The organism is Methylomonas sp. HYX-M1 (genome assembly GCF_040741385.1).
Lineage (GTDB): Bacteria > Pseudomonadota > Gammaproteobacteria > Methylococcales > Methylomonadaceae > Methylomonas > Methylomonas rhizoryzae.
Genome location: NZ_CP160405.1, coordinates 4,343,448 through 4,356,311, shown reverse-complemented (window position 1 = coordinate 4,356,311; position 12,864 = coordinate 4,343,448). Strand labels below are relative to the sequence as shown.

The window sequence follows — 12,864 nt, the reverse complement described above, 5'->3', positions numbered from 1 at the left end:
TAAGGAACTCGACATGCGAGCATTTTATTCCATCATTGTCCGGCCGAAGTTGACCAGGCGGGCGTTAGCGGCGGCGATAGGTGCCGTTTTCCTGAACGGCTGTTCGTTGGCGCCGTCGCCCTTGACCCAGCAAGAGCGCCAAGCACAAATCGGCAGCGATCAAGTGCGTTTATTCGACCGGCAGGAACCTTTGGTAGCGCCGTTGAGCTTGTATCAAGCCATGTCGAGGGCATTGAAATACAATTTGAATCACCGGGTCAAAATGATGGAGCGGGCGGTAGCGGAAGGACAAGCCACTTTGGCGCGATTCGACTTGTTGCCGGAAGTGGTCGCTTCGGCGGGTTATCGCAGCCGCGACAACTTTAATGCGTCGTCCAGCCGTTCGATCAGGAGCGGTAACCAGTCGCTGGAAACCTCTACCTCGCAAGACCGCAGCCGCTACCTGGGCGATTTGAGTTTAAGGTGGAATATTTTGGATTTCGGCGTCAGTTATTATCGGGCGCAACAGGAAGGCAACAAAGCCTTGGTAACCGCGGAAAGCCGGCGCAAAGTCAGCCACAACTTGATGAAAGACGTGCGGAGTGCCTATTGGCGCGCGCTGAGCGCACAACGAATGACCGCCAAAATCCAACCGGTGTTGGCCGAAGCGCAACACGCGTTGGGCCTGGCCGAGCAAGCGGAAGCGGAGAAATTGCGCCCCCCGCTGGAAAGCCTGCGCTATCGTAAAAGTTTGCTGGAAATTGTGCGCCGACTCGAAAGTTTGCTGGAACAACAGCAAATGGCCAAAGCCGAATTGGCCGGCCTGATCAATTTGCCGCCGAACCAGGATTATCGCTTGACCGACGACTTAAACGGCAGCTGGCCGCAAATCGCCGCGCCGCAGCTCGACGTCGACAAAATGGGCGACTTGGCGCTGCAACTCAGGCCGGAGCTGCGTCAGGAAATGTATCAAACCCGCATTGGTTCGGCCGAAGTCAAGAAAGCCATGTTGCGTTTGTTGCCGGGTGTGGAAGTGCAACTGGGCGGCAACTACGATTCCAACTCCTACCTGCTGAATCAAAATTGGGGGGAAATCGGCGCACAGATGTCCAAAAACCTGTTCGAATTGCTGTCGGCACCGCATGCTATCGCTACCGCGGAAACCCAGGAAGAACTGGCTCACTCGCGGCGTTTGGCCGCCCACATGGCGATCTTGACCCAGGTACATTTGTCGCAGCAACAGTTCGATCTAGCGCACAAACTCTATCAACGTAGCGCCGAGTTGGACGACATCAATCAGAAGATACACCATCACGTGCTGAACAGCGAATTGACCGAGGCTATGAGCGCGGTAGAGCGGATACGGGTGTCGGTGGATTCGGTGTTGTCCGAATTGCAACGCCACCAAGCCTATGCCGAATCGCAAGAGGCCTTGGGTAATCTATATGTTTCGTTGGGCTTCGATCCTCTGCCGGCTACGGCGCCGGACGATAGCATCGATACCTTGGCCGGCGAGCTGGAAGCCATCGACAACGAATGGCGGCAAGGTCATTACCCGGTTCGGGCCACGGACGATCCGTTAGCCCCGGAAACATCCGATTCCGCCCAAGGGGGGCAGTCTTGATGCACAAGATTGCTTATACCGGAGTTTTGCTGGGGCTGGTACTGGCCGGCGATGCCGGTGCGCAAGCCGTAAATCCCGAAACGGCCGCAGTATCCGAACCGGAAGTTAGGGTGCAATTGGCACCCATCAATACGACGACCTTATCCGCCGAGTTGGCTGCGGTGATTCAAAAATTGACGGTACGGGACGGTGAGCGCTTTAAGCACGGCGAGCTTTTGGTCGAGTTCGATTGCTCTATTCAAAAAGCGCAATTGGATAAGGCGCAGGCCACCGCGGACGGCGCGAAAAAAACCTACGATGTCAATTCGCGTCTGGCGCAGCTGGAATCCATCAGCAGCCTGGAAGTCGACGTGGCCGAAGCCAAATTAGGCGAAGCCAAAGCCGATATCGCTTTGTATAAAGCCAGCTTGAAAAAATGCCGGATCAGTGCGCCGTTTTCCGGCCGGGTGGCGCAATTGCACGCCCACCAGTATCAGCACTTAAAAGTGGGCGACCCCATCATGGACATTTTGGACGACGGTCAATTGGAAATCCGCATGATAGTGCCGTCACCCTGGCTCAGCTGGTTGAAAGCCGGGCAAAAGTTTCAAATTCACATCGACGAGTTGAATCAGGAGTATCCGGCCGAAGTGAGCACCCTAGGTGCTCGCATCGATCCCGTCAGTCAAACCGTGGCGGTAATAGGCAAAATTAAAGGAAAACATCCCGAGTTGCTGGCGGGCATGAGCGGTCAGGCAAAATTTCCGGAAAAGGCCAACTAAGTTGAGCGTCAATCCAAACGACCCCCGCCAACGTCAGTTGCAGGGGTTGGCGTTACTATTGCAATTGCAACGCAAAGCCCGCAGCGCACAAGACGCGGCCGAGTTGGCATTTATTATGGTCAATGAAACGCGCAGTTTGCTGGATTACCGGCAAGCCGCCTTGTGGATTGCCGATGCGCGAGCGGTCAAAGCCGTGTCCGGGGTGGCACAGTTGGAGGCGAATGCGCCTTACATCGTCTGGCTGAACGGTGTGGCGCAGACATGCGACTCCGGCCGGTTTTCGGGGGCTGCCCAAGCCGTAGGTGCGCAGGATTTGCCGGAGCGTTTGCGGCAAGATTGGCCGCAATGGCTGCCGCCGTTCGGTTTATGGTTGCCTTTACGGTATCAAGGCCGGGCTTGGGGCGGTTTGCTGCTGGCCAGAGAGCAGCCTTGGCAGGAGGCGGACAGTGTGTTGCTGGCGGAATTGGCCGATGCTTACGCCCATGCTTGGCAGGCTTTGCATAGGACCCGGCCGGGTTGGCTAAAATCCATAAGCGCGGGTTCGTTAAAATATTGGCTGGTGGGCTTAACCGCCTTGATGTTGTTGCCGGTCAGGCAGTCGGTATTGGCGCCGGCCGAAGTGATAGCCGCCGAGCCGGTCGTGGTGCGCGCTCCGCTGGAAGGCGTGGTCGACAGTTTTTCGGTGCTGCCCAATCAAAACGTAAGCGGTGGACAATTGCTGTTGAGCTTGACCAATACCGATATTGCCAACCGTTTGGAAATTGCCCGCAAAGCCTGGGCGGTGGCGGAAGCCGAATACCGCAAGTCGGCCCAGCAAGCCATGTTCGATCCCGACAGCAAGGCTGAATTGGCCGTTTTGAAAAGCCGCATAGATCAACACGCCGCCGAAGTGGCTTATATGCAAGACCAAATGGAGCGCTCCCAAATCAAAGCGCCGCGCGACGGCATTGCGATTTTCAGCGACGTGCACGACTGGATAGGCCGGCCGGTGGCTTTAGGCGAACGGATTTTGATGCTGGCCGACCCGGCCAAGGCTGAATTGGAAATGCGTCTTCCGGTTGCCGATTACATCGAGTTTGCCGACGGTGCGCAAGCGGTGATGTTTTTGAACGTCGATCCGCAACATCCGCTGGATGCCGAAGTATATTCGGTCAGTTACCAAGCCGAAGCGGGAGCCGATCAAACCCTGGCTTATCGGGTGAAAGCCCGGTTACGGGCGCAAGATCAGGTCCCGCGCATCGGTTTGAAGGGGACCGCCAAGCTGTACGGGCCTAGAGTGAGCTTGTTCTATTACCTGTTTCGGCGGCCGTTGGCGGCTGCTAGACAATGGCTGGGCCTGTGAATTCGACGCAGGAGCTACTGCCGCCTTTGCGCGAGGAGTTGCATTGTACAGCCGGCCCGCGCGATGCCGACGGTGCCCCGACCTGGACTTTGCACGACCCGGCTAATAACCGATTTTTCCGCTTGGGTTGGGTCGATTTCGAAATAGTGAGTCGTTGGGGCTTACGGCAAGCAGAAGCCATCGTGCAAGCGATTAACGCTCAGACCACGTTGCAGGTTGATGCCGAGCGGGTCGCAACGCTGGGTCAGTTTCTGCTCGTCAACAATTTGCTGCGCCTGCAGGGCGACGGCGGCATACAACTTTTGCGTAAACAAGCCGGATTGCAGCAATTAAGTTGGCAGCAATGGCTGCTACACAATTATCTGTTTTTTCGAATTCCCTTAGTTAAACCGGATCGGCTTTTGGCGTGGTTGTATCCGCGGGTGGCCTGGGTTTACAGCCGCGGCTTCGGCCTGTGCATTTGCGGTTGCGCATTGCTGGCCTTGTTTTTGATCTCTCGGCAATGGGAACGCTTCATCACAACGTTTTCGTATTTTTTCAATTGGTCCGGTTTGCTGCAGTACGGCGCGGCCTTGGCGGCGGCCAAGATACTGCACGAACTCGGCCACGCCTTGACCGCACACCGCTACGGCTGCCGGGTTCCCAGCATGGGAGTGGCATTCATGGTGATGTACCCGGTTTTGTATACCGACGCCAGCGAAACCTGGAAATTGCAGAATCGCCGCCAGCGCCTGGCCGTGGCCGGGGCAGGCATGGCGGCCGAATTGGGCTTGGCGATGCTAGCCGCGTTGGCGTGGTGTTTTTTGACGGACGGCCCGCTACGCAGCGGCGCCTTCTTGTTAGCAACCTCGACCTGGATCATCACCTTGACGGTGAATTTATCGCCGTTCATGCGTTTCGACGGCTATTACCTATTGGCCGACTGGTTGGGAGTGGACAATTTGCAACCGCGCAGCTTTGCCTACGCGCGTTGGCATTTGCGCCGGCTGTTGTTCGGGTGCCAAGAAGTGCCGCCCGAGCGGCTCGCACCGCGCATGCAGCGGATATTCGTCGCTTACGCCTGGGCGACTTGGCTGTACCGCTTAATGCTGTTCCTGGGGATAGCACTGCTGGTCTACCATTTTTTTTTCAAATTATTGGGCATAGCCTTGTTGGTGGTGGAAGTCGGCTGGTTCATCGTCCGGCCGATTTGGACGGAAATGCGAACCTGGAAATCCTTGTCCGTTGCCACTTGGAGTAACCCGCGCAGCCGGCTGAGCTTGTCGCTGGCTATGGGTTTTTTAGTGTTGTTGCTGATTCCCTGGCAAGATCACGTCAACGTACCGGCCTTGATGAAAGCCGAACGCTATGCCGAAATCTATTTGCCGCGGGCCGGGCGTCTGGACGTTTGGCAACTGCAGACCGGAAGCCGGGTGGCGCAAGGCGAACTGCTGGCCGCATTCAGTTCCAGCGAGCTTGATTTTCAGGCGCAGCACAGCGCGCTGGAACGCGTCATGGTAGACCGGCAACTGGCTTATCACGGGTTGGAGCAACGTTTGGCGACGCGGCGCCGGATTTGGTTAAAAGAATTGGAGTCGGCAAGTAGCAAACAAGCCGGTTACCAGCTGCAACGGCGGCAACTGGAGATGCGCGCGCCTTTTGCCGGGGTCGTGCTGGATTTGAACGATACGGTCCAAGCGGGACAATGGCTGGCGGAAGGACAGGCGTTGATGATAGTTGCTGATCTGAGCAGTCAGTTGATCGAAGTGTACCTGGAAGAAGCCGATTTGCAGCAGGCGGCCGGCGCAACCGCCGCGATATTCTATCCGGAAGATCCGGATTTGCCGGGGATCGCTTGCACGGTGCAGGCGATAGAGCAGGGCAATAGCGCGCGGATTCCGGCCTTGCTGGCATCGGTGAACGGCGGCGAGATCGCGGCCAGAATCGATGCGCAGCAGCAGTTGGTCCCGGAAGCTGCCGTGTATCGCATGCTTTTACGCCCGCAAGCCGACGCCGCCATGCCGGCCTTGGCTCATCCTGCGGTATTGCGCGGCAGCGTGCGCTTGGACACCCCGGCCATCAGCCCGATCGAGAAAATTTGGAACCGGATAGTCACCGTGCTGATACGGGAATCCGGGTTTTAGCTCGCTATGCGCGAAGTACCGGAGCTTGTGGCGTGGTAGAGCATTTAAATGACGATTTTATTTCGCCCGCTGGTTTTCGCGGTATACAGCGCTTTGTCGGCCCGGTCGATGAAGCTTTCGCTATCGTCTCCGGCTTGCAATTCGGCCAGCCCTATCGATACGGTAATGACGCCCAGCGGTTGTTGGTCGTTTTTGCGTTTCAGCCGGCTTTTTTCCAGTGTTGCGCGGATGTTTTCGCAAATCGCCAATGCATCGTCGCGGCTGGTACCCGGCATGATGATGGCCAATTCCTCGCCGCCGTAGCGGGCGGTGTGGTGGTGACTTTGCGCGTATTGCCTCATCAAACTGGCGGCGAAGCGGATCACGCTGTCGCCTATGGTATGGCCGTAAGTGTCGTTGATTCGCTTGAAACGATCGATGTCCAGCAAGGCTAAAAACGTGGATTCGGCTTCCGAAAAATGGGCGAGTACCTCGTTCAAGGTTTGATCGAATGCGCGCCGGTTCAACAAGCCCGTCAGGCTGTCGGTGACGGCTATCTGCCGCATTTGATCGAGCTCGGTGCGCAACTGGCTCAATTCCCGATTAGCGTCCAGTAGCCGGGATTGCATGGTTTGGCTGGTAGCGGCCAAGGCATGGGTTTCGGTGATGATCTCTTGCAACAGCGAGTTAATGTCGCTGCGGGTGGACAGGCTTTGCAAGATCTGCGATTTTTTTTGGAAGCTGTCGTTGGTTTCTTCGGCTTTGCTGCAGGTGTCGCTAATCGCGTTGCTGGCCTGATCCAGTACCTGGCGTAAACTGGCGTTGAGCTTTTCGAAAGAAGCCAGCGTCGCGCTACAGATGTGGGTGCTGTAAATCTCTAAACTGGTGGATCGATCCAACGGCTTGTTTTCTTTGAGTAAATCGGAAACAACCTTCCTAAGGCCGGTGTTGCTGCCGACGATATAGTCGTAGCAAATGGCATAGTTGATTGGATTGGCGGCAATCTGATGCCGCTCCAGCAGCGGTAAAACTTGCTGTAACACTTTTTGATTGGCATCGGTGGAAAAGTCGTAGGTCGGTATGAAAGAGCTGCAATAATCCATTGAAGTCCAACGAAGGGTTAGTTTATCTGCACTCGATGCAAGAAGTTACGTCAGTCGAGTGTCCGTTTTTCACAGGGCGTCGCTTGCCGTGGAGCTAAAACGGTACGAATCTATCAGAAACGTTAGCATATTCACATTTAAAGATATGCCATAGCGAAAATTTTGCAACATGCGGGTATGGCCCGTTTGGGTGTAGAAGAGGGACGTATTCGATTTAAGTGGCTGACTTTGCGCTATCATCCGCGTTTGGTACCACCCTCTTGTCCGGATTTGGCATGACCGATTTAAGCAATCGCCGTTACCTGCGCGTGCGGGAACTGGCAATCACTCAGCGTATCGCCCGGCTATTGAGCCGGCAGCGCATTACTCCCAATCAAATTTCGCTGGCCAGCATCGGTTTTGCCGTGCTCGGCAGCGTTTGTTTGCTGGCTTTGCCGGGACAGAGCGGCAAAATGGCCTGGTGGCTGCCGCTGGCGGCGACGGTCGGCATCCAGGGCCGTTTGCTGTGCAATTTGTTCGATGGCTTGGTCGCCATCGAAGGCGGCAAGAAAACCGCGGCCGGCGAGTTGTTCAACGACATGCCCGACCGACTTTCCGACGCCTTGCTGCTGGTGGCGGCCGGATACTCGGTGCCGGCGCCGGATTGGGCGCCGGCCTTGGGTTGGTGCGTAGCGCTGTTGGCGGTCTCCACCGCCTATGTGCGCACACTGGCGGCGAGTCTGGGCGCACCGGTCAACTTTGCCGGGCCCATGGCCAAACAGCACCGCATGGCCTTGTTGACCGGCGCCTGCTTGTTGACCACTTTGGAGAACTTGTTCGGCAGCGGCAACTACGCCATGTTGCTTGCCTTAGCGGCAATGGCGGTCGGTTGCGTGGCGACCCTGTATAGACGCAGCAAGGCCGCATACGACTATCTGCAAAATCATGCAAATCGTTAACGCTCCGCATGCTTTGTACGCCATGGCGGCGGCTCAGGCGGTTTTACTCGTTGCCACGGCAATCGGTCATTGGCTGGCCAAACGAAATGTAAGCAAAGACTATAGCGAACTGAATTTGCGCATCCGCTCCTGGTGGTGGATGGTGTTGATGTTGTTTACGGTGCTTAGCCTGGGGCAAACGCCTGCTATCGTTTTCTTCGGCTTTCTCAGCTTTTTGGCGCTAAAAGAGTTTTTGTCCATCGTGCCGATCCGGCTGACCGACAGGCGGGTCATCTTTTGGGCTTATCTGGCGATACCGCTTCAATATTATTGGGTTAGTCAGCAGTGGTACGGTATGTTCATCATATTCATTCCGGTCTACGTGTTTTTGTTTTTGCCGATACGCATGGTGTTGATCGGCGATACCCGCGGCTTCATCCGTTCCGCAGGGATTTTGCATTGGGCGGTCATGCTGATGGTGTTTGCGATCAGCCACATTGCCTACTTGCTGACTTTGCCGGTGCAAAATCCCGCCGCCGGGCCGTTCGGGCCGGTGTTGTTTTTGTTGTTCATGACCCAACTTAACGACGTCAGCCAATACGTGTGGGGCAAAACCTTCGGTAAGCGCAAAATCATTCCCAACGTCAGCCCCAACAAGACCTGGGGCGGATTTCTCGGCGGCGTGGCGACGATAACCTTGGTGTCGGCCGGTTGCGCGCCCTGGTTGACGCCGTTGACCGCGCAGCAAGGTTTGCTGGCCGGCGCGTTGATTGCCGTGTCCGGCTTTTTCGGCGACGTGGTGCTGTCGTCGGTCAAAAGGGATCTGCAGATCAAAGACAGCGGCAGTCTGATTCCCGGCCACGGCGGCATTCTCGATCGTCTGGACAGCCTGATTTACAGCGCGCCGCTGTTTTTTCATTACGTTTATTACACGGCGTATTGAGGGGTAGCGTGCGCTTGGTTAAGGTGTTGTTTTTCTGCTTGCTGGTCAAGCCCTTGGTGCTGCTGCTGCTGGGCCTCAATCTGCGCGGCCGCGAGCGTCTGCCGTTAAGCGGCCCGGCTATCATTGCCGCCAATCACAATAGTCATCTGGACGCATTGGTGCTGATGAGCCTGTTTCCGCTGCATTTGATTCACAAAATCCGTCCGGTTGCGGCAGCCGATTATTTTTTGAGCAACCGCGTGCTGGCTTGGCTGGCTCGCTACTGCATCGGCATCATTCCGATAGACCGGAGCGGCAAGGCCGCTAAAGCCCAATTGTTCGCCGCTTGTCACGCGGCCTTGGACGCCGGCGATATTGTCATTCTGTTCCCGGAAGGTAGCCGCGGCGAACCGGAAAAATTCGGCCCGCTGAAGAAAGGGTTGTTTTACCTGTTGGAAGACCGGCCGCAAATCCCCGTTATTCCGGTGGTCATGCACGGCTTGGGCAAGGCCCTGCCGCGCGGCGAAGCCTTGCTGGTGCCGTTCAACTGCGACGTGATGGTTGGGGAGATGCTGGCGCCTAGCGCTTTGTGCACGGCATCTTTGATGGTGGACGAGCTAACACGGCAATTTAAGGCATTGATGACACAATGTTTGACACGGAGTCAGAATTTCGACAGCGACGAATATCTTTAGATCTAACCTTGCTGGGTGTAGCAGTACATTTGTACTAGTACGAAATGTTACTCGTCTAGTCCATTTGTGTTGTGCAGAATTGCTTTTAAGCGGATTCGCGGTAAAGCCGCAATTTCTAAACGACTGCGAATTGTGGGTCCTCAGCCCGTAAGAAGCCGTCATCCAGCAAGTTAAACACGGAGAGCGATGCATGAAGATTGATTTTTCGAACAAGCCGGCGTTTTTGGGCTGGTTAGCGGCCGTCGCCGTATTGTCAGTTTTAATCGGTTACGGCGGCGCTACCTTGCCGTATCTGTTTCATTTACGGGTGCCTATCCTCAGCGGACTGCTTTTGCTGTTTCTACCGGTTATCTGCCTTTTGGGCTTGCCGACGATGCTGGGTAATATCTTTGCGTTGAATCGCTGGTGGAAGCTGGCTCTCGTCACGGCCGGGGCCGCGGCGGTCGGCCTCGGTATCGTACTGGTCGGTGCGGTGATAGGCGCTAACGCCGACGAGCGGTTTAGTTTGGTTGGGGTCGATTTTCTGGGCGATTTGGCCGGTTCCGAGTCGCCATGGCCGTATGTCCTGGCGGCTTTATTGGCCTTGCCCACTGCGTTTACCGCGTACTGGGCTTCCGGACCGTATTCGCAAGAAATGCTTTCCAGCGAGCGGACCCGGGGGGCGATTGCCGGAGCGCTGTTATCCCTTGCGTTTTTCTTTGCCGTGTACTGGTTGCGCTCGCTGGCGGTTTTCGATTCCGCTCGGCAATGGTTGGTTGGTTTGGCCGGGTTGTTGCCGGAAGGCGCGCAGAGCGGCTATTTGATCGATACCAATAAGGGCATTGAAATTGCCGAAGGGCACGCGGTGCTGGCCAGCTATCTGCTGGTTGCGGCAGTGCTCTATCTGATCGGCCTGGTTCGCTATCGTCCGCCCACCGGAGATGGTAGGCAGCTGCCGGTCATTTCCTACGTATTGGGCTTGTTGCAAATCTTTACCTTAGTACTCGGCTTGCTAACCTTTTGGTTGGACTTTTATCGCGTCCCGGTATTGTTGTGTTTGTTTGCATTTTCGGCGCTGGCGTATTATCTGTGGAAAGTCGAACATTATTACGAGCTGAAAACCTGTCCGACTTCTCCTCCGGCCACGGAAGCTTTGTTCGCGGCGGTAAAAGCCAGGTTGACGCATCAGGGGGCGGAAAAGACTTTGGTGGTAATCTGCGCCAGTGGCGGCGGCATTCAAGCGGCCGGTTGGACGACGCAAGTGTTGATCCGGTTGCAGCAAAGACTGGGCCCCGACTTTACCAAAGCCATTGGACTGATCAGCTCGGTATCCGGCGGCTCGGTCGGGGCCTTGCATTTTTTGGATCGTTTCGACGACGGTTTAGGCGCGCCTCCTCACGATAAACTGGCGGAAATCTTCGATGCATCGACCAAGGAAAGTTTGGGGGCTACCGGTTGGGGACTGGTGTATCCGGATTTATGGCGGCTGCTAGGCTTGCCGTTTTTGACCACCCAACCGCGCGATCGCGGCAAAGCAGTCGACCTGGATTGGAAGAGTCATCTGAACAAGCCCCAATCAACTTTGCGCGGTTGGGTCGATCCTGTGTTGCGCGGCAAAATGCCCATCCCGGTTTTCAACGCGACGATAGTCGAAGACGGCCGCCGCTATTCGCTTAGTCCGATGTCCTTCGGCTTAAAACCGGTAGAGGGCGTCGAATTCAACGGCTTGTATCCCGGTTGCGACATCGACGCCAGTACCGCCGCCTTGTTGTCCGCAACCTTCCCCTACGTGACGCCGGTGACCCGCAACAGCCGGCAGCCACCGAATCAAAAGATATTTCACGTCGCCGACGGCGGCTATTTCGATAACTACGGTATCGTGGCCGCAATCGACTTTCTGGAGAAAATTCTGGAACACGATCAGGGGCGTTCGATCAAAAACGTCTTATTCGTGCAAATACGGGCGTTTCCGGACGAAGCACCGTTGCAAACCGCAAAAGATCAACGAGTAGGCTGGAAAATGGCGTTATTCGGGCCGATATTCACGATTCTGGACGCACGAAACTCCACCCAAGGCCAGCGCAATTACGATGACGTGCAGGATTTGATCAAAAAATGGCAAGGGATGGTGGATATTCAGGATTTCAAGATTTCCTTTCCTAAATCCAAGTTCTTCGAAGTATCGCTTTCCTACAACGGGAAACAATTCTTAAATCAGGTACAAAACAAACCGCCGCTGTCCTGGATGTTGACCAAGAAACAATGTGAGTTGATCAAACAGGGGTGGCTGGAATTATTGAAGCACGCAGACCAAGGTTTTTCCGACGCCGTTAAATTGATCGATGCGTGGGAAGCGCTACAATCGAAGCGTTGACTCGGTTGAATATCGAAAAGTAGCGATCCTGGCGGTCAGATGTATCTACAGATATTTGTGCCAGTTAAAGTGGGCAGCCGCTCCGTGGCGATTCGTAAAGCGATTGTCGTGACAGCGTGTCTGCTTCCCCATACGTTACGGAGCAGGCCATGCCGGAAAATCCATTCATAATCCGTAATATGACTAGGCCGGAACTCGACATTGCCCTAGATTGGGCGGCTGCCGAGGGCTGGAATCCCGGTTTGTACGACGCGGATTGTTTTTATGCGGCCGATTGCCGGGGATTTCTGCTCGGGTTGCTGCACGGCGAACCGATTGCAACCTTGTCGGCAGTCAAATACGGCGCTTTCGGCTTCTTGGGTTTTTACATTGTCAAGCCGGCATACCGCGGGCTGGGCTTCGGCTTGGAAATCTGGCAAGCCGGTTTGGATTATTTGGCCGGGTGTACCGTCGGGTTGGACGGGGTGGTCGAGCAGCAGGACAATTATCGAAAATCCGGATTTTCCCTTGCCTATCGCAACATCCGCTATGCCGGATTCGGCGGCGGCGATTGTCCGGCCGAAGCCGATTTGGTCGAGCTGTCGGCGCTGGCTTGGCCGCAGATCGAAGCTTACGATTTGCGTCATTTCCCGGCTGCGCGCCCGGCATTTTTGCATCGCTGGTTCGAACAGCCGGAGTCTTATGCGTGCGGAATGGTGCGTAACCATGACCTTCTAGGTTACGGCGTATTACGTAAATGCCGTTCCGGTTATAAAGTCGGCCCTCTGTTCGCCGACTCGCCGGCAATCGCCGAGGCGTTGTTTTTGACGCTGAAAGCCAAGCTAAATGCGTCGGAACCGATCATTATGGATGTGCCCGAGTGCAACGCTCAGGCCGTGGCATTGGCCGAGCGCCACGCCATGTACAGCGTTTTCGAAACCGCTCGCATGTACAAAGGCGTCGCGCCGCAGCTTGCATTGTCCGGCGTGTACGGCGTCACCTCGTTCGAATTGGGCTGATGTCCGGCCGGTTGGCCGGGCTGCCTCGATAACGGGAGATACCGAACTTTTCAAGCCGAAACACGATA

The 12,864-nt window shown here is 55.8% G+C and carries 10 protein-coding genes; 9 read left to right on the top strand and 1 reads right to left on the bottom strand.

Annotated elements, in window-relative coordinates; all coding sequences use genetic code 11:
* Positions 1-13: 13 nt before the first annotated feature.
* Genes AB0A83_RS19665 through AB0A83_RS19650 form a run of 4 tightly spaced genes read left to right on the top strand, consistent with a single transcriptional unit; the run spans position 14 to position 5,829 of the window.
* Positions 14-1,603, top strand: coding sequence for a TolC family protein (locus AB0A83_RS19665; protein WP_150051423.1), 1,590 nt, complete (start codon positions 14-16; stop codon positions 1,601-1,603).
* Positions 1,603-2,364, top strand: coding sequence for an efflux RND transporter periplasmic adaptor subunit (locus tag AB0A83_RS19660; protein WP_150052106.1), 762 nt, complete (start codon positions 1,603-1,605; stop codon positions 2,362-2,364). Before AB0A83_RS19665 ends, AB0A83_RS19660 begins: the two co-directional genes overlap by 1 nt.
* Position 2,365: 1 nt before the next feature.
* Positions 2,366-3,706 carry an HlyD family efflux transporter periplasmic adaptor subunit gene (locus tag AB0A83_RS19655; RefSeq protein WP_150051421.1) on the top strand — a complete coding sequence of 447 codons (1,341 nt, stop codon included), beginning with the start codon at positions 2,366-2,368 and terminating at the stop codon, positions 3,704-3,706.
* Positions 3,703-5,829 carry an HlyD family efflux transporter periplasmic adaptor subunit gene (locus AB0A83_RS19650; RefSeq protein WP_367155011.1) on the top strand — a complete coding sequence of 709 codons (2,127 nt, stop codon included), beginning with the start codon at positions 3,703-3,705 and terminating at the stop codon, positions 5,827-5,829. The genes AB0A83_RS19655 and AB0A83_RS19650 overlap by 4 nt, the downstream gene beginning before the upstream one ends.
* 44 nt (positions 5,830-5,873) lie before the next feature.
* Here AB0A83_RS19650 and AB0A83_RS19645 read toward each other — a convergent pair whose 3' ends face one another.
* Positions 5,874-6,911 carry a GGDEF domain-containing protein gene (locus AB0A83_RS19645; protein ID WP_367155010.1) on the bottom strand — a complete coding sequence of 346 codons (1,038 nt, stop codon included), beginning with the start codon at positions 6,909-6,911 and terminating at the stop codon, positions 5,874-5,876.
* A 275-nt stretch (positions 6,912-7,186) separates the two neighbouring features.
* Between AB0A83_RS19645 and AB0A83_RS19640 the strand changes: the two genes are divergently transcribed.
* From AB0A83_RS19640 to AB0A83_RS19620, 5 genes are all read left to right on the top strand, one after another.
* On the top strand, positions 7,187-7,849 hold the full coding sequence (locus AB0A83_RS19640; RefSeq protein WP_367155009.1) for a CDP-alcohol phosphatidyltransferase family protein: 663 nt from the start codon (positions 7,187-7,189) through the stop codon (positions 7,847-7,849).
* On the top strand, positions 7,836-8,771 hold the full coding sequence (locus AB0A83_RS19635) for a phosphatidate cytidylyltransferase (RefSeq protein WP_367155008.1): 936 nt from the start codon (positions 7,836-7,838) through the stop codon (positions 8,769-8,771). The genes AB0A83_RS19640 and AB0A83_RS19635 overlap by 14 nt, the downstream gene beginning before the upstream one ends.
* 8 nt (positions 8,772-8,779) lie before the next feature.
* Positions 8,780-9,445 carry a lysophospholipid acyltransferase family protein gene (locus AB0A83_RS19630; protein WP_150051413.1) on the top strand — a complete coding sequence of 222 codons (666 nt, stop codon included), beginning with the start codon at positions 8,780-8,782 and terminating at the stop codon, positions 9,443-9,445.
* 190 nt (positions 9,446-9,635) lie between these two features.
* A complete protein-coding gene (locus AB0A83_RS19625; protein WP_367155007.1) occupies positions 9,636-11,798 on the top strand; it encodes a hypothetical protein in 2,163 nt (720 codons plus the stop codon).
* A 179-nt stretch (positions 11,799-11,977) separates the two neighbouring features.
* Entirely contained in the window at positions 11,978-12,796 is an 819-nt protein-coding gene (locus AB0A83_RS19620) for a GNAT family N-acetyltransferase (RefSeq protein ID WP_367155006.1), read from the top strand.
* The last annotated feature ends 68 nt before the right edge of the window (positions 12,797-12,864 follow it).